The 24126-nt window shown below is 70.4% G+C and carries 20 protein-coding genes and 2 pseudogenes; 10 read left to right on the top strand and 12 right to left on the bottom strand.

The window, feature by feature from the left end; all coding sequences use genetic code 11:
* Position 1: 1 nt before the first annotated feature.
* Both ACFPIH_RS24405 and ACFPIH_RS24400 read right to left on the bottom strand, forming a co-directional pair.
* Positions 2-1327: a carbohydrate ABC transporter substrate-binding protein gene (locus ACFPIH_RS24405; RefSeq protein ID WP_381168848.1), complete on the bottom strand. Its 1326-nt coding sequence runs from the start codon at positions 1325-1327 to the stop codon at positions 2-4.
* Positions 1328-1491: 164 nt separating this feature from the next.
* Positions 1492-2511: a LacI family DNA-binding transcriptional regulator gene (locus ACFPIH_RS24400; RefSeq protein ID WP_381168850.1), complete on the bottom strand. Its 1020-nt coding sequence runs from the start codon at positions 2509-2511 to the stop codon at positions 1492-1494.
* Between the two features lie 48 nt (positions 2512-2559).
* On the opposite strand from ACFPIH_RS24400, the gene ACFPIH_RS24395 reads away from it, so the two are divergent.
* Positions 2560-4413 (top strand): glycoside hydrolase family 35 protein, encoded by a 1854-nt coding sequence (locus ACFPIH_RS24395; RefSeq protein WP_417801375.1) that lies wholly within the window; start codon positions 2560-2562, stop codon positions 4411-4413.
* A gap of 307 nt (positions 4414-4720) precedes the next feature.
* On the opposite strand, the gene ACFPIH_RS24390 is transcribed toward ACFPIH_RS24395, so the two are convergent.
* The 3 genes from ACFPIH_RS24390 to ACFPIH_RS24380 form a co-directional block, all read right to left on the bottom strand.
* Positions 4721-7018: a LamG domain-containing protein gene (locus tag ACFPIH_RS24390; RefSeq protein ID WP_381168854.1), complete on the bottom strand. Its 2298-nt coding sequence runs from the start codon at positions 7016-7018 to the stop codon at positions 4721-4723.
* 244 nt (positions 7019-7262) lie between these two features.
* Entirely contained in the window at positions 7263-8204 is a 942-nt protein-coding gene (locus tag ACFPIH_RS24385; protein ID WP_381168856.1) for a hypothetical protein, read from the bottom strand.
* A gap of 353 nt (positions 8205-8557) precedes the next feature.
* Positions 8558-10783 (bottom strand): ATP-binding protein, encoded by a 2226-nt coding sequence (locus ACFPIH_RS24380; RefSeq protein WP_381168858.1) that lies wholly within the window; start codon positions 10781-10783, stop codon positions 8558-8560.
* Between the two features lie 476 nt (positions 10784-11259).
* Here ACFPIH_RS24380 and ACFPIH_RS24375 point away from each other — a divergent pair.
* Positions 11260-11517 (top strand): annotated as a pseudogene (locus tag ACFPIH_RS24375) (transposase); the annotation flags it as partial.
* A 194-nt stretch (positions 11518-11711) separates the two neighbouring features.
* Here ACFPIH_RS24375 and ACFPIH_RS24370 read toward each other — a convergent pair.
* The 3 genes from ACFPIH_RS24370 to ACFPIH_RS24360 all read right to left on the bottom strand — a co-directional run bounded on the left by ACFPIH_RS24370 (position 11712) and on the right by ACFPIH_RS24360 (position 14416).
* The gene (locus tag ACFPIH_RS24370) at positions 11712-12002 is read right to left on the bottom strand and encodes an SDR family oxidoreductase (protein WP_381168862.1); all 291 of its coding nucleotides are present in this window, start codon (positions 12000-12002) and stop codon (positions 11712-11714) included.
* A gap of 109 nt (positions 12003-12111) precedes the next feature.
* On the bottom strand, positions 12112-13344 hold the full coding sequence (locus ACFPIH_RS24365) for a transposase family protein (protein WP_385877470.1): 1233 nt from the start codon (positions 13342-13344) through the stop codon (positions 12112-12114).
* Between the two features lie 328 nt (positions 13345-13672).
* The gene (locus ACFPIH_RS24360; RefSeq protein ID WP_381168866.1) at positions 13673-14416 is read right to left on the bottom strand and encodes an alpha/beta fold hydrolase; all 744 of its coding nucleotides are present in this window, start codon (positions 14414-14416) and stop codon (positions 13673-13675) included.
* A gap of 49 nt (positions 14417-14465) precedes the next feature.
* On the opposite strand from ACFPIH_RS24360, the gene ACFPIH_RS24355 reads away from it, so the two are divergent.
* A complete protein-coding gene (locus tag ACFPIH_RS24355; RefSeq protein ID WP_381168868.1) occupies positions 14466-14843 on the top strand; it encodes a winged helix-turn-helix transcriptional regulator in 378 nt (125 codons plus the stop codon).
* Between the two features lie 372 nt (positions 14844-15215).
* On the opposite strand, the gene ACFPIH_RS24350 is transcribed toward ACFPIH_RS24355, so the two are convergent.
* A complete protein-coding gene (locus ACFPIH_RS24350) occupies positions 15216-15821 on the bottom strand; it encodes a recombinase zinc ribbon domain-containing protein (protein ID WP_385877520.1) in 606 nt (201 codons plus the stop codon).
* A 72-nt stretch (positions 15822-15893) separates the two neighbouring features.
* A pseudogene (locus tag ACFPIH_RS24345) lies at positions 15894-16835 on the bottom strand (recombinase family protein); the annotation flags it as partial.
* On the opposite strand from ACFPIH_RS24345, the gene ACFPIH_RS24340 reads away from it, so the two are divergent.
* The 5 genes from ACFPIH_RS24340 to ACFPIH_RS24320 all read left to right on the top strand — a co-directional run bounded on the left by ACFPIH_RS24340 (position 16836) and on the right by ACFPIH_RS24320 (position 20745).
* Positions 16836-17162 carry an antibiotic biosynthesis monooxygenase family protein gene (locus ACFPIH_RS24340; RefSeq protein ID WP_385877468.1) on the top strand — a complete coding sequence of 109 codons (327 nt, stop codon included), beginning with the start codon at positions 16836-16838 and terminating at the stop codon, positions 17160-17162.
* A 285-nt stretch (positions 17163-17447) separates the two neighbouring features.
* A complete protein-coding gene (locus ACFPIH_RS24335; RefSeq protein WP_381168872.1) occupies positions 17448-17834 on the top strand; it encodes a LysR substrate-binding domain-containing protein in 387 nt (128 codons plus the stop codon).
* 95 nt (positions 17835-17929) lie between these two features.
* Positions 17930-18922, top strand: a complete 993-nt coding sequence (locus ACFPIH_RS24330; protein WP_381168874.1) for a 2-hydroxyacid dehydrogenase — start codon at positions 17930-17932, stop codon at positions 18920-18922.
* Positions 18919-19689: an SDR family oxidoreductase gene (locus ACFPIH_RS24325; RefSeq protein WP_381168876.1), complete on the top strand. Its 771-nt coding sequence runs from the start codon at positions 18919-18921 to the stop codon at positions 19687-19689. The genes ACFPIH_RS24330 and ACFPIH_RS24325 overlap by 4 nt, the downstream gene beginning before the upstream one ends.
* A gap of 27 nt (positions 19690-19716) precedes the next feature.
* Positions 19717-20745 carry an L-idonate 5-dehydrogenase gene (locus ACFPIH_RS24320; protein ID WP_381168878.1) on the top strand — a complete coding sequence of 343 codons (1029 nt, stop codon included), beginning with the start codon at positions 19717-19719 and terminating at the stop codon, positions 20743-20745.
* An 8-nt stretch (positions 20746-20753) separates the two neighbouring features.
* On the opposite strand, the gene ACFPIH_RS24315 is transcribed toward ACFPIH_RS24320, so the two are convergent.
* Positions 20754-21995, bottom strand: a complete 1242-nt coding sequence (locus ACFPIH_RS24315; RefSeq protein WP_381168880.1) for an MFS transporter — start codon at positions 21993-21995, stop codon at positions 20754-20756.
* 94 nt (positions 21996-22089) lie between these two features.
* Here ACFPIH_RS24315 and ACFPIH_RS24310 point away from each other — a divergent pair, with 94 nt between their 5' ends.
* The gene (locus tag ACFPIH_RS24310) at positions 22090-22617 is read left to right on the top strand and encodes a MarR family winged helix-turn-helix transcriptional regulator (protein ID WP_381168882.1); all 528 of its coding nucleotides are present in this window, start codon (positions 22090-22092) and stop codon (positions 22615-22617) included.
* Positions 22614-22979 (top strand): hypothetical protein, encoded by a 366-nt coding sequence (locus tag ACFPIH_RS24305; protein ID WP_381168883.1) that lies wholly within the window; start codon positions 22614-22616, stop codon positions 22977-22979. The genes ACFPIH_RS24310 and ACFPIH_RS24305 overlap by 4 nt, the downstream gene beginning before the upstream one ends.
* 18 nt (positions 22980-22997) lie before the next feature.
* On the opposite strand, the gene ACFPIH_RS24300 is transcribed toward ACFPIH_RS24305, so the two are convergent.
* A partial coding sequence (locus ACFPIH_RS24300) for a discoidin domain-containing protein (RefSeq protein WP_381168885.1) occupies positions 22998-24126 on the bottom strand: 1129 nt, incomplete at its 5' end.

The following is a 24126-nucleotide window of genomic DNA, read 5'->3' as shown; positions in this document are numbered from 1 at the left end:
GTCAGTCGCCGGCCTGGCGCAGCTTCTCGCTGGCCTCGTTCAGCGCGGACTGCCACTTGTCCTCGGTGGTGTCGCCGCTGATGACGCTGTTGGCGGTGTCGAAGAGCGTGGCCTTGATGTCGACGCCCTCGACGGGCGCGGTGCTCGCGAAGCCGCCGACGAGCGCGGAGACCGAGGGGTCGTCGTAGACCTTGTAGAACTCGGCGTTCTCCCCGGACAGGCTGCTCGTGACGGAGTCGACGGGCTGGATCGCGTTCGACTTGGCGAAGATCTTCGCGGCCTCGTCGGAGTACAGATAGGCGATGAAGTCCTTGGCCGCGTCCTTGTCCTTGGCGGCGCTGGGGACCCAGACCGACTCGACCGAGGTGGTGATGTAGCGCTTGGCGCCCGCGGTGACCGCCGGGAGCGGTGTCAGGGCCCACTGGAAGCCCTTGGCGCGGGGCGCGTCCGCCATCTCGCCGACGATCCAGGTGCCGTTCGGCATGAACAGGGCCTTGTTGTCGAGGATCAGCTGCTGGTTCTTGGTGAAGTCCTGCTCGTTGGCGTAGCCGACGGTGGTCGGCGCGGCGTAGCTCAGCAGCCGGGTGGTGAGGTCGAGGGCCTTGCGGGCGTTCGCCGTCTTCCAGACGTCCTTCTTGTACGTCATGACGTCGGTGTAGAACTGCTCGCCGCCGATGTCGGCGAGGAGCGCGAAGAAGTACGAGTCGAGGTAGCCGGCGGTCGGGTAGGTGAACAGGGGTATGCCCTGCTTCTTCGCCTTGTCGCCGAGGGCGAACATGTCGTCCCAGGTGGCCGGTACCTGCCAGCCCTGCTGCTCGAACAGGCCCTTGTTGTAGAAGAGTCCGGTCGGGGCGTAGTACATGGGCATCAGATACGTCTTGTCGTCGCCGTAGGGGTTGGTGTTGAGGTTGCCGACGATGCCCTTGGTGAGCTTGTCGCCCACGGTCCCGGTCTCGCCGGGGACCTTCTCCTTCAGGACCGGGGTGAGGTCCTCCAGGGCCTTGTCCTTGACGAGGGTCTCGGTGAGGCCGGCCTTGCGGCCCTGGCCGAGCACCACGACGTCCGGATAGCGCCCCGCCTTCATGTTCGGGGTGATCTCGTCCTCGATGCTCTTCGAGATCTGGAGCTTGACGTCGATGTCGGGGTGGGCGGTCTCGTACGCCTTGATGACCTGGGTGTACATGTCCCGGCCGTAGCCGCCTTCGAGGGCGGCCACCTCGAGGGTGGTCCGGCCGGAGTCCGAGCCGCTCCCGCCGCCGGCCGAGCAGCCGGCGAGCAGTCCGAGCACCGACAGCGCGGTGCCCGCGAGGACGAGCGATCTCCTCATTGGGGGGTCCTTCCCGTGGACGCCACCGCGCCCGACGTCCGGGCACAGGACGGCCCGGGCGTTGTTACGGTGGCACCGATAACATGAAGGCTTACGGTGACACCGATGCCCGGAGGGGCGCAAGGGGTCACCCGCGGCATTTTGCCGAACGGCCGCCCCCGGGCTCAGGAGCGGCGGGGCGGTGCCGTGGAGGAGCGCACCGACAGCGACGCGGTGACGGCGGATTCGTCGGCCTCCGCCTCGTCGCCGTGCAGCAGCAGGGCGACGGCCGCCGCGCCGTAGCGGTAGAAGTCCTGCCGTACGGTCGTCAGCGACGGGGAGCAGTAGGCCGCGAGGGCGATGTCGTCGACGCTGACGATGGACACGTCGTCGGGCACCGACCGGCCGCGCTCGCGCAGTGCGCGGATCACCCCGAAGGCCATCTCGTCGCTCGCGACGAAGACCGCGGTGACGTCCGGGATCATCGCGATGATCTGTCCCTGGCGGTGCCCCGAGTCGGGCGACCAGTCGCCCTCCAGGGGCGGCGGCGCCTCGATCCCTGCGGCGGCCAGGCACTCCTGCCAGCCCTGCCGCCGCTGCCGCGCCTCGATCCACTCGTCGGGCCCGGCGACGTGCCAGACCTGGCGGTGGCCCAGGTCGAGCAGGTGCTGGGTGGCGATCCGGCCCGCCTCCTGCTGGTCGATGCCGAGGACCCGGGCGCCCGCCGTCCGTGAACCGTCGAGGGTGACGGTCGGGATGTCGCGGGTGATGTCCTCCATCTTCTGCGTCACCGAGATCAGCGGTACGGCGATGACGAAGCCGTCGACGCCCTGGTCGGCGAGCTTGGCCAGGGCCCGCTCCATCAGGCCGGTGTCGAGCGCGGAGATGGTCGCGATGTTCACCGCGTACCCGGCCTCGCCGGCGGCGGCCTCGACGCCGGCGGTCACCGCCGAGCGCGAGTAGTACCCGCCGGACGCCAGCAGCACCAGACCGATGGTGTGGCTGCGCCCCGAGGACAGCGCCCGGGCGGCGCTGTTGAACCGGTAGCCGGTCTGTTCCACGGCGGCGAGGACACGCCGCTTCGTCTCGGGGTTGACGTTCGGGGAGCCGCGCAGCGCGCGGGAGACGGTCTGCGCCGACACCCCGGCGGTCCGGGCCACGTCGGCCATGCTCGGCTGCCTCGGCCTCGTGATGCCCTCGGTCATGGCGCTCCTCTCGTCCTGCCTGAGCAGATCCTAGCGAGCTTGTTAGTCATGGCATCGATAACATACGCTCGCTCCGTGACTGAGCCGAGCACGACCCACATCTCCCCGGCCCACACCACGACCGACGCCGCCAGCGCGCTCACCTGGCGCGGAGGCCGGCTGTACCGGCACGGCGCCCCGCATCGCGTCCTGTCCGGGGCGCTGCACTACTTCCGCGTCCACCCCGACCTGTGGCGGGACCGGATCCGCCGGCTCGCCGACCTCGGTCTCAACACGGTCGACACGTACGTGGCGTGGAACTTCCATCAGCCGCGCGAGGACAGGGCGCCGCGCTTCGACGGCTGGCGGGACGTCGAGCGGTTCGTCCGTACGGCGGGCGAGGAGGGTCTCGACGTCATCGTCCGGCCCGGGCCGTACATCTGCGCGGAGTGGTCCAACGGCGGTCTGCCGAGCTGGCTCACCGGCCGGGACGTCGCGGTGCGCAGCTCGGATCCGGCGTTCACCTCCGCCGTCGACGCCTGGTTCGACGAGCTGGTCCCGCGCCTGGCCGCCCTCCAGACCGCCGAGGGCGGGCCGGTGGTGGCGGTGCAGGTGGAGAACGAGTTCGGCAGTTTCGGCGACGACCACGCCTATCTGCGCCGGCTCCGCCGGGCGCTGACCTCGCGGGGCATCCGGGAACTGCTGTTCACCGCCGACGGGCCCACCGAGCTGATGCTGGACGGCGGCACCCTGCCCGGCACCCTGACGGCCGTCACCCTGGGTTCCAAGCCCGAGGCGGCACGCCGGCTCCTCGCGGCACGCCGGCCCGACGAGCCGTTCCTCGTCGCCGAGTTCTGGAACGGCTGGTTCGACCACTGGGGCAAGCGGCACCACGTCCGCGGCGTGGAGAGCGCGGTCGACACCCTGCGCGGCATCCTCGCCGACGGCGGCAGCGTGAGCGTCTACATGGCGCACGGCGGCACCAACTTCGGGCTCTGGGCGGGCGCCAACGACGACGCGGGCCGGCTGCGGCCCGTCGTGACGAGCTACGACTCCGACGCGCCGATCGCCGAGGACGGCACGCTCACCGACAAGTTCTTCGCCGTACGCGAGGCCCTGGGCGCGGTCGGCCCCCTCCGCTCCCCCGCGCGGCTGCCCACGCTGCCGCCCGCCCGGGTGCCGCTCGTCCACCGCTCCGACCTGCTCGCGGGCCTGCGCGCGGTCCCGGCTCCGACCTCGACCGCGCCGCGCCCCGCCTCCTTCGAGCGGCTCGGGCTCGACGCGGGGATGGTCCTGCACACGGCACGTCCGCGCGTCCCGGCGGGCGAGCACCGGCTGCTCCTCACCGACGTACGGGACCGGGCGCTGGTCTTCGCCGACGGCGCCCTGCTGGGGATGGCCGACGCCGACGCCCCGGAGCTGGTCGTGCGCGGCACCGGGGATGTCGTACGCCTTGACGTGCTGGTCGAGAACCTCGGCCGGGTGAACTACGGGCCGGGCATCGGCGGGCACAAGGGTCTGCTGGGGCCCGTCCTCGTGGACCGGCGCATCGTGCAGGGCTGGGACAGCACACCGCTCGCGCTTCAGGAGTGGTCCGGCGGGGAGCTGGCCGAGGCGGTCGCCGCCGGTCCCGCGAGCACGCGTGCGGGGTTCGCGGTCGCGAGGTTCGACGTCGGCACGCCCGCGGACACCTTCCTCGCGCTGCCGGGATCGGCCCGTGGCCTGGTGTGGGTCAACGGGTTCCTGCTGGGCCGTCACTGGGAGATCGGCCCGCAGGTCACCCTGTACTGCCCGGCCCCGCTGCTGCGGCCGGGCGGGAACACCGTGACGGTCCTGGAGCTGGAGCGGCTCGGCGGAGTCCTGGAACTGCGCGACCGCCCGGAGCTGGGGCCGCCGGAGGAGTACGTCGAGGAGTTCGACTGACGGGGCCGTACCGACTGGCGGGTCGGCGCGTCATGACGGTGGCGCCGGTCGCCGGTGCGAGGTCCACGCCGGGCAGTCGGCCGGACGAGGGCTGGGGCGCCGACGGCAGAGCGCCTGGCCGAGGTGTCCGTGGACGGCGTCGTCGATCGGGCGCGTCACGCACGCGATACCGCACCTCGGGGCCAGGGCAGCGGGGAAGAGCACGGAGGAGTTTCTGAGCGGAGCGGGCAGAGGTGCCCGTCCGACCGCGGGGAGGGGCCCGGGTGACCCGGGCCCCTCCCTGATTTCAGCCGATCCGGATCGCCTGTCAGGCTGGGGGTGCCTGGAGGGTGATCATGCCGGGGTATGTGTTCAGCAGCGGATCGGTGACCGAGGCCGGAGCGTCGGTGACCACCACCATCCGGTCGCTCATCCCGTCGTAGCTGACCGCGACCCTGTATGTCTGGTCGGCGTCGGGCGCGATCTGCGCGTAGGCCGCATCAGTGATCTTCTTGACCTGGGCGGCGGTGAACGTAGGACTCTTCACGGTGGTGGGGGTGGGCCAGCTCGTCGGTGCCTGCCCGGAGGAGTCGGTCCAGTCGGTCGGCGTCTGCAGGTCGTCGAGGTCTCCGTCGTAGTCCGACGGGAAGGTGATCACCGGCCCGATGTTGGGGTCGTCGAAATACGCGAGTGCGCAGTTGTAGTTGGCCAGCTCCTGCAGTTGCTCCCAGTGCTTCGCGGGCTCGTTGGCCCGGTCCTGGACCTCGGTCGGGGTCAGGGCGTGGTCGTAGACGCGGAAGTCCCGCATCCGGCCCTTGAAGTACTTGTCGTTGGCGTAGAGCGAACGGCCGATGTAGTTCGCGATCGTCGTCCCGCCGCCGATCGCCCCCGGGGTGATGGTGACGTTGGTGTTGCGGGCTTTCTCCACGCCGTTCTCGTACAGGATGCCGGTGTGGCCGGTCTGGGTGTACGTCACGTGCTCCCACGCGCCACGCGGCAGCTCGTAGGCGGCGCCGGAGGGCTGGATGTCCTGTTTGGCGGTGTAGTCGGTCAGGGAGAGTGAGGTGCGGAAGGAGTTGCCGGTGGTGAACAGGTAGCCGTTGCCCTTGGTTCCGCTGGTGTTGCCGAGTCCGTAGAAGAAGTACGGGCTGCCCAGGGTGGGGTCGATCCGTACGTCGAAGTCGACGCTGATCGAGTTCAGCCCCGCCATGATGTTGTCCGGCATCTTGACGTAGGTGTCGGTGCCGTTGAAGCCCAGCCCCTCGTCGCCACCCAGGTCGGCGGTGCCGACGACCGTGCCCTCGCGGTCGTGGCCCGAGAAGTCGTGGACGGCCTCGCCGATGGACTCGTTCAACCTGTAGTCCAGCAGCAGGCCCTTGGTGACGCCGGCCTGCGCCGGGGTGCATGCGGGCGGTGACGGGTGGGTGTCCGTGGACGTGTCGATCACGAGCTGGCCGGTGTACTGGGTGGTCAGGGGGTCGGTGACCGATGACGGGGCGTTGGTCTGCGCCACCACCCGGTCGCTCATCCCGTCGTAGCGGACGGTCAGGTCGTACGTCGTGTCGCCGTCGGGCTGTACCGCGGCGAAGACCGCGTCCTGCAGGGCGGTGATCTGATCGGCGGTGAACAGCTGGCTCTTCGCGGTGGTGGGGGTGGGCCAGAGCGTCGGTGTGTGCCCGGAGGAGTCGGTCCAGTCCGGCGGCCGCTGGACGTTGTCGATGTCCCCGGTGTAGTCCGACGGGAAGATGACGACCGGGCCGATGTTGGGGTCCTCGAACGCCGCGAGCGCCCCGTTGTAGGTGGCCAGGGCCTGCAGCTCCTCCCACTGCAGCTCTACGGCGTTGGCTCTGTCCTCGACCTCGGCCGGGGACAGGGCCTTGTCGTAGACGCGGAAGTCCCGCATCCGGCCCTTGAAGTACTTGTCGTTGGCGTAGAGCGAACGGCCGATGTAGTTCGCGATCGTCGTCCCGCCGCCGATCGCGCCCGGGGTGATGGTGACGTTGGTGTTGCGGGCTTTCTCCACGCCGTTCTCGTACAGGATGCCGGTGTGGCCGGTCTGGGTGTACGTCACGTGCTCCCACGCGCCACGCGGCAGCTCGTAGGCGGCGCCGGAGGGCTGGATGTCCTGTTTGGCGGTGTAGTCGGTCAGGGAGAGTGAGGTGCGGAAGGAGTTGCCGGTGGTGAACAGGTAGCCGTTGCCCTTGGTTCCGCTGGTGTTGCCGAGTCCGTAGAAGAAGTACGGGCTGCCCAGGGTGGGGTCGATCCGTACGTCGAAGTCGACGCTGATCGAGTTCAGCCCCGCCATGATGTTGTCCGGCATCTTGACGTAGGTGTCGGTGCCGTTGAAGCCCAGCCCCTCGTCGCCACCCAGGTCGGCGGTGCCGACGACCGTACCGTCGTGGTCGTGGCCCGAGGAGTCGTGGGCGACCGTGCCGGAGGCCTCGTCCAGCTTGTACCGCAGCAGCAGGCCGTCGGTGATGTCGGCCTGGGCCGGAGGGGCGGTCGTCAGCAGCCCGGCGCCGACGACCAGCGCGAGGGAGAGGGTGGCGACGAGACCGGCTCGGATCCGCCGTAGAGGCGAGGCGCCCGCCCGGGCCTTCACCCCTCGCTCATTGTTCCTCAGCATGCGCTGCCTCTCATCTCGGGGAGATCCCTCTCGCTTTGCTGGCAGGCCGCTTTTCTCGAGCAATCCTGGTGGGGCGGCACTGGTCCCTCTATGGGGATACGGGTTGGCGTGGAGAGTGCCGGGGCGGTCAGCGGCCGGCCTCTCTGGGGTACCGTCAGGAGGCCGGGTGGGCGAACCTGAAGCAGTGTGGATTCAGCTGGTGCCGGGTGAACCGGACGCCTGCGGCCGGAAGCTTTGCGGAATTTCACGATCCGCCCCTGCAACGGGTTATCGTCGAACAACCGCGGTCGTACGGGTGCGCTTGCAGGGCGGGAACGTTCAGGTCCTGCTGGAAGTTGAAGTGGCCATTCGGGTCACCGCCCGGATTGTAGACGATTCGCGCTTCCACATGGTGGGGGTTCAAGGCGAATCGGTCGTATCTGAAGGTGATGGTCCGCGTGTTTATCGTGTTACGTTCGGCGGTTGCCGTCATTCGATAGATGCGGACGCCCAGGATCGCTTCTCTCGGAATCCGGTGAACGAAGGCCCACTCGTCCTGGGATCTGTAGTGGTTGTAGAGATCCGCGTTCCCTCGGATCTGATCGGGAACATACAGTGCGTTCCTCGCCCATACGGGATCGATCACATAGACGAAGGACTCCGAGGTCACCAGCCCGTGTTGGCACCTCTGTATCAGGTAATTGCCAAGGCCCGGAATGAATGCGTAGAGCGCGAGCCGACCGGTCGAACAACGCGGTTGCGCCGCCGCGGATGCCAGATTACGCAATCCCTGACTCCGCGCGAACGGCTCCGCCACACCCAGCGTTCCCGTCGTCGAAATATAGTTGCTGTTTCCGGCCCGGTCGCCCTGGACGTGCGAGACTATGTTGTCATTTGCCCCCCGCGCCGCGAAGCCGTTGGTGAAAATGTCGTACGGCAGGCGGGAGTCTCCGCGAAACAGGTTCGGGGGGAGCGACCTCTGGTTGAGAAGGTCGTCATTGTGCAGGTTGGGACAGCTCGATGATCCCTCTCCTGAATGAGCACCTCCCGGGCAGTCGTTGATCGATACGGCCTGCGCCGATGTGATCGACAGGAGTGCCTGGAGCAGCGCTATCGCGACGGCAACCGCGACGAAGGCCGCGAACGCGGGCTTCCCTTTCCTGGATCTCGTCTTTCCACGTACATGCACAGCGGTTCGTTTGAACATATGTCCTCCGGACTGGGTAAGGCGCGGGAGAATGCGAGGGTGTCGATCGGCCAAGGGCCGGCCGTCATGGAAGATCAGCGTCTTCGAAGTCGTCGTGAGCGTGAGGGCGGTGCTCTCATCGGTGAGCGGGGCCTTCGACCGAGAGGCCGCCGGGCCGACGCATTGTGTGCATGCCGTGCCCTGGGCGGGTCGCGCCGGCGACGGACGGGCGTCGCCGGACGGAGTCGCGGTCGGACTGCTGGTGCGTTCAGCAGGCCCGTGTCACCCGCCCGTCATGTCCGCCGTGTTGCGCGTCCATGCCAATAAGGATCGATGCGGGCCCCGCTCCGGAGCATCGGTGGTTCTACGGATCTTTACGGGGTGGGTACCTGATTCGCTGCCCACCAGGTCGCGATCTGGGCGCGGCGGCTGAAGGCGAGCTTGGCGAGGATGTGGTCGATGTGGCTGTCGACCGTGCGCGGGGAGAGCACGAGCGCGGCGGCGATCTGCCGGTTGGTCATGCCCTGGGCCACCAGCGCGGCCACCTGCCGTTCCCGGCGGGTCAGCGGGCTGACCGCGGTGGCGGGGTCAGCCCGTTCGGTGTCGGCGCCGGTGTCCAGAGCGAAGGCAATGGCCCGGCCGGGGCCGTCGTGGCGGCTGCCCTCGGTGAGCGCCTTCTCGTACGCTGCCGGGCCCAGGGCGCGTACGACCGCCTCCTCGCAGCGTGCGTGGTGCTCGGCAAGATAAGGGCCGAACACGGAGAGAGCGGTACCGGCATTCCGCCAGAGGGCGCGCGCAGTGCCCAGCAGACGCCCCGCCCGCTCGTGGTCGCCGCCGGTGGCGCTGATCCAGGCGTGCAGCTCCAGCATCAGCGCGGCCCCGACGTAGTCGTTGAAGCCCCGCTGGATCTCCAGCCCGGCACGGTTCAGCTCCCTGGCCGGTTCCAGATCGCCCTGCACCCAGGCGTCGAGGCCCAGCACCCACAGCGCGTGCGCGCGTGTCCACGACTCACCGTGGGCCTGCGCGATGGCGACCGCATGCCGGCCCGTCTCGGCCGCGCGCGGGTCACCGAGATGGGCCTGGGCGATGACGAGCTGGAACAGCCAGAAGACCGTCGCGGCTTCCTCCCCCAGCGCCGTCTGAGCGGCCACCGCGCCCTCGAACAGGGACACGGCCTCCTCCATGTGCCCCCGGAGCAGCGCCAACGTGCCGCGGAAGCCCCGGACGTTCGCGCGTACCGCCGGGTCGCCCAGCTCGTCGGCCTCGGTCAGCCACCGGTCGGCCGCCGTGAGGTCGCCCTGCAGCAGCGCGACCCAGCCGACGGCCCACAGCGCCCGGGCCCGGGCCGGGGTGGGCTCGGGCGCGGCAGCGAGCGCCCGGTCGAGCCGACGGCGCCCCTCGCCGAGGAACCCGTCGGCGCACCAGTGGAAGCGCAGCGCGGCGGCCAGTGCCAGCTCGGCCTGCGGGTCGCCGCCGTGGTCCAGTGCCGCGAGCAGATTGCTGTGTTCGGCGCGCAGCCGGGCCAGGGTTTCCTCCTGGCCCGGGCCGTGCCAGCCGTCGGCGGCGCGTTCGGCGAGGGCGAGGAAGAAGTCGCGGTGACGTCGCAGCAGCCGCTGCTCCTCGCCTGACTCGGTGAGCCGCTGCCTGCCGTAGTGGCGGATGGTCTCCAGCAGCCGGTAGCGCCGCAGGCCCTCGTGCTCACTGGCCAGGATGACGGACTGGCAGACCAGCCGGTCCAGGAGGTCCACCACCTCGAGCCGGTCGATGCCTTCCCCTACGCAGACGCTCTCGGCCGCGTCCAGAGTGAACCCGCCGACGAAGACCGACAGCCGGTTCCACACCAGCCGCTCGGCGGGGTCGCACAGTTCGTAACTCCAGTCGATCAGTGCCCGCAGCGTGCGCTGACGCGGCCGGGCGGTCCTGCTGCCGCTCGTGAGCAGGGCGAAGCGGTCCTGCATCCGGTCGACCGCCTGGTCGACGGTGAGCGTACGCAGCCGGGACGCGGCCAGCTCGATCGCCAGCGGCAGTCCGTCCAGGTCGGCACAGAGGCGGGAGGCCCCGGCCCGGTTCAGGTCGGTGATCCGGAACTCCGGCCGGACGGCACTGGCCCGGTCCCGCAGGAGTTCGACCGCCTCGTCCGGCACCGACAGCGGCGGCACGATCAAAACGTGCTCGCCCGCGATGCCCAGCGTCTGCCGGCTCGTCGCCAGAACGCGTACCTCAGGAGCGGCCGACAGCAGCTTCTCGGCCAGCTCGGCGCAGGCGTCGACCAGGTGCTCGCAGTTGTCCAGCACGATCAGCGCCCGGCGCACGGCCAGATACCCCGTGAGCCGGTCCACGACGGAACTGGTGCCCAGGTCCGGCACTCCCAGCGCGGCTGCGGCCGCGCTTGCCACCGTCGACGGGTCCCGCACCGGAGCCAGATCGACCAGCCACACCCCGTCCGGGAAGGCCTTCCTGGACGCGGCCGCCGCCTCCAGCGCCAGCCGCGTCTTGCCGACGCCGCCCATTCCGGTGAGCGTCAGCAGCCGCGTCGGGCCGAGGCGGCGGCGGATCTCGGCGATGTAGTGCCGCCGGCCGACGAAGCTGGTACAGGTCACGGGAAGGTTCCCCGCGACGGGGGTGACGCTGGTCAGGGGGCTTCGCCTCCCACCATCACGGATTCGTGCCGGGAACGTCCAACTGATCCTGCCGCCCGACGACACCCCCGCGTGCCGCCTGTGCGGGCACGCCTCGGGCACCACCGCCGCGGCGTGGACCCGGCCGCCGTGCACGGGCCCGCAGCCGGATCTGCGGTATCTGCGGCGTCAACGGTCGGGCATCCTCGAGCCACAGTGCTGCCCAAGTCAGTCCAGGCACCGAGCGGAACAGGAACGCTCCTCCGCCCATGGACCGAACAAAGACATACAAACCAGCTCACAGCCTCACCTTAGCCTTTCTGCGCCTCTGCGCCGCTCGGTCCCCGGCCGGGAGTCGTTCCCGCTCAGGGGGCGTCCGTGGCAGGCAGGGACTGCTCCGGCAAACGGGCCTCGGTGAACTGGCACCCCTTGTCCTGGCGATGGACCGAGGGGCCAAGATGCAGTTGGGACGGTTGCCGACGGGCTTTGCCCAGCTGATGCGGACCGGTGACCCGGACCGCTGCTGTGCGGCCGGGATCCCCGAGGACTGCACGTTCGCGACCGAGGGCGAACTCGCCCGGCGCCAGGCGCTGCGCGCGCTCGCTTCTGACCTGCGCATCGGCTGGGTGACCACAGATTCCGCCTACGGCCAGGAATGGGGATTTCGCCGGATGCTGGAGGGGGCTGGGGTGAGCTACGTGCTGGCCGTGGCGAAATTGGCCTGACAGGCTCTATGGGCGCGATGGCGCCTATGTGGCTGATGGTGACGCTATGAAGCACGCCGCTACCGCGCAGACAGCCGTGCACCGCCCGCAGGGCCCGGGGTGTCAGCGGTGAGGACCAGCCGTCCGGCCTGGTCCGGGCTGCGAGCCCGGACCAGGCCGGATTCACGGCCGTGGCTCTCGGCTCGTTACGGCGTGGTCAGCTCACCGGCGCGCAGCGCCGCGGTCACGCCGCCGTCCATCAGGAGGTCGGCTCCGGTGATGAAGCCGGCCTCGCGGCCGAGCAGGAAGGCGGCGGCCGCGGCGACCTCCTCGGAGGTGCCGAAGCGCTTGGCGGCCGAAACCTCGCGCACCGTCTCGAACCACTCGCGGCGCGGGCCCGAGAGTTCATCGAGGGCCAGCGGGGTGATGATCACGCCGGGGCTGGCGGCGTTGACGCGGGCTCCGCGCCGGCCCCACGCTGCCGCGGCGGTCTGCACGCGCAGGTGTTCAGCGGAACGGTCGCCACCACCGGGTCGCCGGCCTGCGCGGCCTCGGCGGGGGTGGCCGCGCGCTGGTGACAGGTGGTGCAGATGCCTGTCCAGCACCTCAGGGTGTTCTGGAGGGTGTCGAGGACTTGGTCGAAGGTGAGACCGGTCCGGGGGCTTTTGGGGACAGGCTCTGTTCGGTGAGGAAGGCGTGGGCGGCGGTCACCAGGGTGACGTGGTGGTGCCAGCCGGGCCAAGACCGGCCTTCGAAGTGGTCCAGGCCCAGGCCGTGCTCGAGTTCGCGGTAGTCGTGCTCGATGCGCCAGCGGACTCTGGCCAGCCGGACCAGGTCGGCGACCGGAGCGTCGGCCGGCAGGCTGGACAGCCAGTACTCGGTGGGTGCCTCGGCGTCTTCGGGCCATTCGACCAGCAGCCACCAGTCCGGCAGGATCCCGTCCCACCAGCCCTGCTCGGCCGAGGCCGCGGATTTGATCGAGCGCTCGACGGCGTTCCTTCGCGGGGACGGAGCGGAAACGGCCCTCGTCGATGCTCGCCGTGGAGTTCTGCGCGAGGGAGGGGAACGCGCCGCGCAGGTAGTCCCCGATGCCGCTGGTGGGCGCCCGGTGTCCACGTCGGCGACCCCCGAGGCACCGGTCCACGCGGAACCGCCCGCGCGCACCCACTCGACCCGCTTTGATCCAGACCCTGACGCCTTGTCCTCGAAAATGCGGGCGCATCCCGCCTCAGCGAGAGCGTCCGCCTGAAGCTGCGCATCCTGCGCGTTGGTGCTCACTCGCTGGCAGCCGATAAAGGTTCCAGTGTGCTTCGTCGTCAGGGTCTCGTTGCTCTTGTCATCGATCTGCCGCTGTCCGAGGACGGTGCCGGCGTGGTCCATCGCGGCCGGCAGCCACACCGCCTTCCCGCCCGCTCGCCGCGATCCACGCAGCACCTTGCCATCGACCGCCACCGCCCGTCGGTGTCCCGGGGCGCTTCTGGCCTGTAAGAACGCACAGATCACGGCGTCCAAGGCGTCGCCGTCGAGATGCTTGAGCAGCCGCATCACCGTGGTGGGATGCGGCACCGTAACCGCCCTGCTGAACGGATCGACGGCGAAGCCGAGGGCCAGAAGGACCCAGCGGGGCGCATCCGCGATCCACTCGGCGATCGCGGTCGAGGATCTCGCACCCGCCAGTACGCTCGCCGAGGCCGCCGCCACGATCGCCACCAGCGGGAAACGTCGGCCACGGCGGCCGCGCGGATCCGGCAGACCGGAAAGAAACCGGGCCAGACAGACAGCGTCGGGCAGTGGCTGCGGTGATGTAGTACGGGCCAGTTGCTCCAGCCCATCAGGCATGGGAGAAGATGGGGATGCAGGCACGGTCTCGGTTGTGGTCATGCGGATTTGACACCTACGTGATCACCGAGGCTGTGCGTGCATCCGCATCCTGGCCCACCCGCACCGGACACCGGTGGCCATCACCGCCCGGCCCAGCTCAAACTGCGAACACGCAAAGCATCTGGACGCTCCCCGCGGCCACCGGAGCCCGACTGCCCGGTGCATGCACAGGCAGAACTACAGTTTCGCACCATTCGAATACCCCAGGGCCACGGTGAACGAGGTACTGGCCTTTCTTGAGCTTTGAACGGCGGAGACCTGCCGTCGCCAGGCAACCGGCAACCGGTCAGCCGGCCTTCAACAGCAGGTCGGTGAGTGCGTCCGGCACGGTGACCATGCAGTCATGGCCGCTCCGCAGCTCCCGCACCTGCGACGCAGCGCCGTTGGGCTGCACCGCCGGAACTGGGCGGCGCGTGACGTCTCCTGGTGCGCTGCCGACACAGTGGATGTGCGTCCGGGAAATCGCATCCACGGCCGGGTTGTCCAGCCGGACAGGTTGCAAGAAGCAGCGCACCGACTCGTCCGACAGCATCGTGCGCAGCCACGCCGTGTCCGCCGGGTCGGTCACCCCGAACAGCCCCATGGGCGCGGGCATTTCCGGCACGGGCGGGATACGCCAGGGGGCGTCGGAGGCGGCGGCCGCGTCGATCAGTCGCTGGGTCTTCTCCGGTATGACGTCCAGCGCGCTCTCACCGTCAACCGGGACCATCGCGTCGACGTACACCAGATGCGCGATCCGCTCCGGGACCTCTCCGGCCACGCCCGATATGACCATCCCGGCGTAACTGTGCCCGACCAACACCACGTTGGTGAGATCCCACTCGCTGAGGAGAGCGACGACGTCGGCGACGTGGGTGTCCAGGTCGACATCGGGAGTGAGCAGGTGTTCCTTCTCGCCGTGGCCGGTCAGCGAAGGGGCGACCACCTGATGCCCGGCCCGGGTCAGCAAGGGAACCACCCGGTCCCAGACGCGCCCGCTGTGCCAGGCACCATGGACAAGAACATAGGTTTTCGTGTGCGACGTACTCATGCAGGAAGACGCTAGTGAGCCGATAGGTACCTCCTGGTAACCTTCGGCCATGCACGACTCAGCCGGAAGCGTGTTCCTCGCCGACTGCCCCGCCCGGCTCGCCATCGACATCATCACCAACAAATGGGCCGTCGTCGTTCTGTTCGCCCTGAGTCGCAGGCCCCGCCGGCACGGTGAACTCGTCGACCTCGTCGGTGGCATCTCCCGCAAGGTACTCACCCAGACACTGCGCAAACTTCAGAGCTACGGCCTGGTCGAACGCCGTGCCTATGCCGAGGCACCCCCACGGGTTGAATACAGCCTCACCGACCTCGGCCAGACCCTCACCGAACCCATCGCCGCCCTGACCGACTGGGCGAAGACGTACGGCGCCGCCGTCGCCAATTTCCAGGAAGCGGCGCAGCAGGACAGCACCCCCGACTCCTGACCCGTGACCGCCACCGGACAGGTGATCAAGAAGGGCACTGCTTGAGCGGCCCGTGAACCGACCAGATGGTCCGGCTCGTAGCCGGCCGCTACACCGCCTGCGACCCACAACGGCCCCTGACAGCGGTGGCGTCCCGCGAAGTGGTGCAGGAATCCGAACCGCCTCGCTCCGGTGACCGCCTCCGCAGCATGGACCGGCAAGGCTCCTGGAGCGGTGTCGATGCTGTTCCCGGCCGCGGGAGCGGCCCCTGCCCGGACGTCGGCCCTGCTGGCGCGTGTGACCTGTGGAATCGAGAACTCCACATCGGTACACCACTTCGCGGGACGCGATCCTGACAGCCCGCGGAATCACCTGACCAACCGGACGAATCGACTACACGCAAAGACCCTGCCTCGACACCCCAGAGCTCAGCGCGCTGGTGAACTGGATGAGCGCAATATGTCGCCACCACCCTGAAGCCTTCCGGCCGATCCCCAGAAAGTACGACGGCGCAGTCCACTCTGACGGGATAGCCACCGTGCCGGCCTCAGCGGTTCCCAGCTCTTCCACGCGTCCGGTCGTACGTGCCTCATGCGCTGTCAGTCGTTCCACGGATTCCCGGAACATCTGGTCGCCCACCGACCCGGCGTACAACCCTGCCTGCCGGTCGGTGTACAGCGTGCGAAGCGCCTCCCGTACATGCTCCAACTCGGCGCGTGCGGCAACTAGTTCGGCCTGGCGCTCGCTGGTGTCCGCCTGCGCTGCAAACCGGCGCGCCGCCTCGGCAAGCCATTCCAGATCTTCCGGGACCTCGGGGTCTGGCGCAGTCAGGCGGGACCACACCGTACGGGCCACCACGTCATCGGCAGCATCCATGTTGATGGCCAGCCCGCCATGCCCCTGCACCGCGCCGGACTGGGCACGGTTGCACCGGTAGAGCTGCTTGCCGTTGCGCTTGTCCGTGACCATGGAGCTACCGCAGACGCCGCAGAAGAGCATTCCGGCGCCTCCTAGCAGCGATGACACCGACCGCCCACCCTGGCGAACCACGTGGGGTGTGCGGCCGTCGAGCACGTCTTGAAGGCGCCACCAGTCATCGGCGGGAACGATCCCTTCATGCGCCATCAGCGGGGCTCCCGAGTCGTCGCGTAGGACGGCGCGCTTGGTTCCCTGGCGCTCAGCCGCATAGCCAGCTAGGCGGGGATCACGCAGGATGCGCAGCACGGTGGAAGACACCCACACCGTACGCTCCAGCGGCTTGCTTACGCCCCTGTTCCGCCGGGCGGTCACACGCGCTGTCATAACCGCTGCTTTGGTCGGCACGCCTTCGCCATTCAGCTTCCGGGCGATGGCCGATGCCGCCATACCACCGAGCGCCCAAGACACCATCTCGCGTACGTGGGGGCCCTCAGCGGGATCTGGGACCAGCTTGACCACCACCAGTTCCCCGCGCGGCTCACGCGTCGACTGGAAGCCGTACGGGGCCATGCCAGACACGTGGGAGCCCGCAGCGCGCAGGGTCTCTTTCGTCGCCGTGATGTACGCCGACTTCATGTCGGACTCTTGCTGAGCCAGCGCAGCGATAAGGCCGAAGATCGCGACACCCATGGGGGTGGACGTGTCCAGGTAGGGCTCTTCCACGCTGACGAGCAGCACGCCGTGTTTGGCCAACTCCTCGTTGATCAGCATGGCCTCAAGAGCACCCTGTCGAGTGAGGCGGGACAGCGAGAACACGACCACTGCGTCTACGTGCCCGGCGCGAACGGCGGACATCATCTCCTCGAACTAAGGCCGGACGACCTTGGGGTCCCAGCCGGATTTACCGACGTCGGCGAAGTGGCCCGCGTTGTCCCAGCCTTTGGCCGTGATCAGCGCCTCGCACTTGGTCCGCTGTGCTTCGGGGGACGACGCGGAGTCGTCCTCACGCTTCCTTGACTGTCGGATGTAGGACACTGCGCGCACATGGTCCAGATTAGGGGTCCAGTCGGGGCCCCGTTTGACGAGAGGTGTCATGTGCCTAGCGTAGTAAAAATCAACGTACTGACCGTGCCGGCCGAGCAGCGGGAGACCCTCGAGAAGCGGTTCGCCGCGCGGGCCCACGCCGTGGAGAACTCGGACGGCTTCGAGTGGTTCGAGCTGCTCCGCCCGGTCGAGGGCACCGACACCTATCTCGTCTACACCCGGTGGCGTGACGAGGAGTCCTTCCAGGCCTGGCTCGAGGGCCCGATGCGGGCGGCGCACCGGGGCGGCGGGGAGGGCGAGCGCCCCCAGCCCGCGGCCTCGGCCTCCACTCTCTGGTCCTTCGAGGTGGTACAGCAGGCGGCGCCGAAGGGCGAGTAGCCCGCACCGGTCCTACTCCTCCGTCACTCCTGCACGACGACGCCCTTCGCGGCCAGGAGCGGTCCGAGGTTGCAGAGGTCGGCGACCGCGTGTCCGGAGCGGCGGGCAAGGTCTCGGGCGGCGTCTCGGTGGGGCTGGCCCCGTACAGTCTGGGCGCCGCGCTCGCGCTGCCCCTGCTGAGGAGCGTGCGCGAGCGCTATCGGGTCCGTTGCGTGGGGTGCAGTTCGAGCATCTGCGCACGGAGGAGCTGTTCCTGATCGGGGAGCGGGCAGCCGGGAGGCGGAGGTGAGCCTGCGGGAACTGGAGCGGGTCCCGCTGCTGCTGCCGAGCCGGATCCACACCATCCGGCAGGTGGTGGAGGCCGCCTTCCAGCAGGTGCCGCTCGAACCGAACGTGGTCGGGGAGGTCGAGTCGGCCCTGACGCTGGTGAACGCCGTGGAGGCGGGCCTGGGTTCGACCGTGCTGCCCCGGTCCGCGGCCCGCGCGATCCTCGACGTCCGTTCGCTGAGCGTGCGGCGTATCGTCGATCCGGTGATCCGGGTCAAGCTCTCCCTGGCCACGTCCGACAATCAGCCGCTGTCCGAACCGGCGCTGGCGGTGCACGATCTTTTCCTGGAACTGGTGCGGGAGTACCACGAAGACACCGACGCATCCGACGCATCCGACGAATAGGAATCGGCGATGGGGTCACAGTGAATTGCTCTTTGTCGCGGTGAATCAGGCTGGCTAGCGTGTGCCGAAACCACCCGCCCGGATCGGAGTCACACATGGCGATACGCGTGCTCACCACCCGGAAGGAACTGCCCGGTTCCGGGCTGAGCCGGCTGGCAGAGGGGACGGATGTGGTGTCCTGGCCGGGCGCCGCCAAGCCCGGTCCGGACGACCTCGCCGCGCTCGCGCCCGGGAGCGCCGGCCTCCTCGCCCTCGGCAGCGACCCGGTGGACGCAGCGCTGATGGCCGCCGCGGGGCCGTCCCTGCGGGTGATCGCGCTGGCGAGCATGGGCTTCGACAACGTGGACCGGGCGGCGGCCGCCGAGCGCGGCATCGTCGTCACCCACACCCCGGGGGTCCTGGCGGAGACCACCGCCGACCTCACCTTCGCGCTGATCCTCGCGGCCCGCCGCCGACTCGGCGCCGCCGCCGCGAGCCTGGAGCGGGGTGGCTGGGACGTCTTCCGGATGCACGACTACCTGGGCCTCGACGTCCACGGAGCGACCCTCGGCCTGGTCGGCTACGGGCAGATCGGCCGCGCGGTGGCCCGTCGCGCACAGGGCTTCGGGATGCGGGTGGTCCACCACGACCCGTACGCGGCGGCCGACGACTCCCTCTCCACCTCGGTGAGCCTGGAGACGCTGCTGGCCGAGGCGGACGTGGTCTCGCTGCATGTGCCGCTCACGGCGGAGACCCGGCATCTGATCTCCCGTCGTGAACTCGCCGCGATGAAGCCGACGGCGACCCTGGTCAGTACCTCGCGCGGCGGAGTCGTGGACGAGGAGGCGCTGCTGGGGGCGGTCCGGGCGGGCGTGGTGCACTCGGCCGGCCTCGACGTGTACGAGCGGGAGCCGATGGGCGCGGAGCTCTCCCCGCTGGTCGACGAGCCGTACGTCGTCACGCTCCCGCACATCGGATCGGCGACGGACAGCACCCGCGCCGCGATGGTCGACCTGGCCGTCGACAACATTCTCGACGTCCTCGCCGGCCACCCCGCCCGCACCCCCCTGCCCGGCACGGCGGCCGTCTTCCACGGGGTGGACGCATGAGCCACCCCGCGTTCGACATCACGGGCCGGAACGCCCTGGTGACCGGCTCCAGCCGGGGCATCGGCAGGGCGCTCGCCACGGGTCTGCTGGAGGCCGGCTGCACGGTGGTCCTCAACGGCCGCGACGCCGCCGCGCTGGAGAGGACCCGCGCCGAACTCGCCGTCGAGCACGGCGACCGGGTGCGCACCGTCGCGTTCGACGTGACGGATCCGGCGGCAGTCGCCGAGGGGGTCGCCCGCGTCGAGGCCGACACCGGCCCGCTGTCGATCCTGGTGAACAACACGGGGGCCCAACACCGGGCCCCGCTGCTGGAGTTCACCCACCAGGACTGGCACCGGCTGCTGGAGACCAACCTCACCAGCGCCTTCCTCGTCGGCCAGGAGGTCGCGCGGCACATGGCGGCACGCGGCCACGGCAAGATCGTGAACATCTGCTCGCTGCAGAGCGAGGTGGTCCGGCCCGGCATCGCGCCGTACGCGGCCACCAAGGGCGGTCTGAAGATGCTCACCAAGGGCATGTGCGCGGACCTCGGCCCCCTGGGCATCCAGGTCAACGGCATCGGACCGGGCTACTTCGACACGGAACTGACCTCGGCCCTGGTGGCGGACGACGAGTTCAGTGCCTGGGTCCGGGGGCGTACGCCCGCCGGCCGCTGGGGGCAGGTCCAGGACCTGGTGGGCGCCCTGGTCTTCCTCGCCTCCCCCGCCTCCGACTTCGTCAACGGGCAGGTTCTGTACGTCGACGGCGGCATGAGTTCAGTCCTCTGATCCCCTGGTCCGGAAGGAAGGCCCACCATGCGTGCCTGCGTCATCCACAAGGCGGGAGACCTCCGCGTCGAGGAGTTCACGCCGTCCGCGCCCGGCCCCGGGGAGACGGCCGTCACCGTCGCCTACGGCGGCATCTGCGGTTCCGACCTGCACTACTACCGGCACGGCCGCGTCGGCGACTTCACCGTGCGGGAGCCGATGGTGCTGGGCCACGAGATCGTGGGCCGGGTCGCCGCCCTCGGCCCGGGCGCCGAGGGGCCCGCGGTGGGCACCCCGGTGGCCGTGCACCCGGCCACCCCGTGCGACCAGTGCGCCGAGTGCGGCGCCGGCCGCCGCAACGTGTGTGCCGGCACCCGCTACCTGGGCAGCGCCGCCCGCACCCCTCATGTGCAGGGCGGCTTCGCCCAGCACGTCACGGTGCCGGAGGCGCAGATCCGGGCGCTGCCGCCGGAACTCGACCTGCGGCGCGCGGTGCTGGCCGAGCCGCTGTCCGTGGCGCTGCACGCGGTGCGCCGGGCCGGAGACGTACGCGGCCGACGGGTCCTGGTCACCGGCGCGGGTCCGATCGGCTGTCTGGTCACCGCCGTACTGCACCACCGGGGCGCCGCCGAGATCGTGGTGAGCGATCTTCTGGACGCCCCGCTGCGGATCGCGCGGGCCTGCGGCGCCACCGGTACGGTCCGCGCGGACAGCCCGGACCCGGCGGCCCGGACGGCGTCGTACGACATCGCGGTGGAGGCGTCCGGGGCGCCCGCGGGGCTGCGCACCTGTGTGGAGCGGACGCGGCGCGGCGGTACGGTCGTCCAGCTGGGCCTGCTGCCGCCCGGTGAGGTCCCGCTGCTCGGGAACATCGCCGTCACCCGCGAGTTGGAGCTGCGCGGCGCCTTCCGGTTCGACACCGAGTTCGACGAGGCGATCGAGCTCCTCGCCGGTCCGCTGCCGGTCGACGCGGTCGTGACCCACGCCTACCCGCTCGCCGAGGCGAGGGCGGCCTTCGACATCGCCCACGACCGCGCCCTCGCGTCGAAGGTGCTGCTGGATCTGACCCGCGACTGACGGGACTCCTACTTCACCTCCACCTGCCCGGGCGCCGTGTGGTGGGCCGTGTCCGCGGGCGCCGTGAAGCGGCGGACGCCCGGTACGGCCGCGGTTCCCGCGCAGGCCAGTCCCACGGCGATCGCCGCGGCCCACAGCGGTGCCTGCGGCCCCCAGGCGTCCGCCGCGAGCGGAGCCAGGACGTAGCCGAGGGGCATGGCGCCCATCGACAGCAGCCAGTCGTACGAGGTGACCCGGGCCAGGAGATCGGCCGGGATCGCGGCTTGGACGGCGGTCTCCCAGACGGGGTTGAGGAAGCCGAGTCCGGCCAGGGCGAGGCCGTAGGCGGCGATGACGGCGACGGCCGGGGCGCCGGCCGCGAAGAGGGCGAGCGGCAGCGCGTACGTCGCCAGGCCGAGGTTGGCCAGCAGGATCGGGCGGCGGGGGCGGGCGCGCCCGGCGAGCAGCGAGCCGAGCAGCAGTCCTACGGCGCCGGCCTGGAGGATCGCCACCCAGGTCCGTTCGCCGCCCAACTGCCGTACGGCCAGGGCGGGTCCGAGGGTCATCAGCACGGCCGCCGCGAAGTTCCAGGTGGCGTGGGCGAGGAGGCTCGACCAGTACCAGTCGCGGCTGCGGACCTCCTGCCAGCCCTCCACGAGATCGACGCGCAGGGAGTGGCGTTCCCCCGGGACATGGGCGATACGGAGGACGGCGAGCAGTGCCGCGCTGACCGCGAAGGACACGGCGTCCAGGACGAACGCCCAGCCGGGCCCCACCGTGAGGATCAGGACGCCGGCCAGCGCCGGGCCGCCGAGCCGGGTGGCGCTGCCGACCACGCCGAGCGCCGCGTTGGCGGCCTGGCGGTCGTCGCCGGGCACCGAGCCGGTGATCAGCCGCGGCAGGGTCGGCATGGCGAACGCCGAGGCGGCCCCGCCGACCGCCTCCGCGACGGCGATCTGCCACAACCCGGGTGCGCTGCCCAGGAGTTGAAGGCCTACATAGAGCTGTGTGACGCAGCGTACGAGATCGGTGGTGAGGGCCACCCTCCGGGCGTCGAACCGGTCCCCGACGACTCCGCCGAGGGGGAGCAGCAGAAGCCGGGGAACCATCGCGCAGCCGAGGACCAGCGCGAGCGCGGACGTGGAGCCGGTGGCCCGGAGCACGGCGAGGGAGAGGGCGGCGGGTACGACGGCGTCGCCGGCGAGGGAGAGCGTCCGGCCCAGGAAGAGCAGCCGGAAGGCGCGGTTGCGCCGGAGGGGAGGTGACGGCATGCCCGCGAATCTATTTCGGTACCGAAGTTTCGTCAACGAAATATATGGTGCCGAAGTATCCGAGGGTGAAGAGGCAGGACGTACAGTGGCCGCCATGGAGCACGGGAAGCACACGGAGCCCGGCCGGCAGGACTGGACGGATGAGCACGTCACCCGCTGGCTGACGGTGCTGCCCGACCTCGATCCGGACATCGAGGGCGCGGTGACCCGCATCAAGAAGATCACCTGGCATCTGCGCAGGATCCGCGAGATCTCGCTGGCCGACTACAGCCTGGAACGCCACGAGTTCGACACCCTGCACCGGCTCGCCGCCCGCGCCGGGCGTGCCACGCCGTCCGAACTCGCCGCCGACCTCGACCTCGCGCCGGCCTCGGTCACCGGCCGGCTCGACGCCCTGGAACGCCGCGGTTTCGTCCGCCGTACGCCGTCGACGACGGACCGCCGCCGCGTCGACGTGGAACTGACCGACACCGGCCGCTCGACCTGGCTGAGCGCGATGGACGTGGTCGGGCACGAGGAGTACCGCATCCTCGGTGTCCTCTCGAAGGACGAGCGCCGGGCCCTGTCCGACATGCTGCGCCGCGTCGCGGTCGCGGCGGAGGGGTATGACGACGCGTCATGAGCGGGGCCGGGGGCCAGGAGAGCGGGAGTGATCCGCACATCCACGTCGAGGTGAAGGTGGTCCGCGGCGAGGCCGTCGTCCGGGGCATGCTGGCAGCGACCTTCGGCCTGGCCGGTGACCTGCCCAGCGTCGTCGGCACGGGATGCGGGATGCGAGTGCCGTACGCGATGACCTCGCCACGTCCGGACCGGGTCACCTGCCTCGCCTGCCGCGAGCACGCGGCGCGCGAACACCTGCGCTTCGCGGAGCAGGTCGAGCGGCTGGGCGGCATGCCGGGCTCGACCGTCGGCGCGGACCAGGCGAAGCAGGCCGCGGACCGGCACCGCGACCTCGCGGCGCGATTCTCCGGTCCGCCGAACTGACCGCGCCTATGGGCGCGTTCAGTAGGCGGCGAGTTCGGAGAGCTGGGCGGCCGGCCAGCCGGCGTTGGCCGTGAAGCGGATCTCGACGTAGCGGGTGGACGTGGCCGGGAACCGGATCGTCACCGTGTTGCCGGTGCTGACGTCGAAGGTGTGGCCGGCCGACCCGGCGAGCACGAACGTGCCGGAGCCTGCGTGCGCGCCGCGCACGGACAGGGTCTGCACCCTCGAGTTCCAGTCGGCGACCTGCGGCAGCTTCAGCACCACCCGGTTCACCGAGCGCTCGGCGCCGAGGTCCACGCGGACGGTGTGCGGGAACGCGTCGTTGCCGTAGGCGCTCTCCCAGTAGCTCTGCCGGTCGCCGTCGGTGATGCGGGAGCCGACGTACTCCTGGACATAGCTGTCCACCGACACCGGGCGGCCCAGGGCCACGTTGACGGTGTGGGTGGACGTCGTCCCGCTGCCGGAACCGCCCGTGCCCGTACCCGAGTTCGAGTTCGAGTTCGAGTTCGAGGAATTCGAGGTGTCCGAGGAATGGGACGTGCTCGACGGGCTCGACGTGTTCCTGGTGGTCGTGCTCTTCTCCGGGCTCCGCCGGGGACTCGCCGACGGGGAGGCCGCGTCGCCCGCGGGCTTGACCCCGGCCGAGGCGGCGGACCCCTTCGGGGACGGCTCGGCGGACGGCGAGAGGGCCGTGTACGCGCCGGTCGGCTCGGCTTCGAACGGCGTGGCCTCGGCCGCCGTCCCCGACGCCTTGGCGGAGCGGTCCGAGTCGTCGCCGAGCGCCGCCACCAGGAACGGTACGGCGATCAGCAGTGCGCCGACGATCCCCGCGGCGGCCAGCAGAGGCCGGCCCGCACCGGCACCGGTCTCACTCCGGATGTCGCCCCCGGCGACCGGTCCGTCGGCATCCGTCGAGGCCAGAACCTCGGCGCCGGACTCGCCCGGCCGCGCAACGGCCGCGGCCCGGGCATCGGGAACCGGTACGGCTGCCGGAGCGGGGGTGGGTGTCGGAGCGGAGGCGGGTGTCGGAGCGGAGGCGGGTGTCGGAGCGGAGGCGGGTGTCGGAGCGGAGGCGGGTGTCGGAGCGGAGGCGGGTGTCGGAGCGGAGGCGGGTGTCGGAGCGGAGGCGGGTGTCGGAGCGGAGGCG

Source organism: Streptomyces vulcanius (genome assembly GCF_042653945.1).
GTDB lineage: Bacteria > Actinomycetota > Actinomycetes > Streptomycetales > Streptomycetaceae > Streptomyces > Streptomyces mangrovi.
The sequence above is the reverse complement of the archived record's forward strand: the minus strand, read 5'-3'. Positions and strand labels throughout refer to the sequence as shown.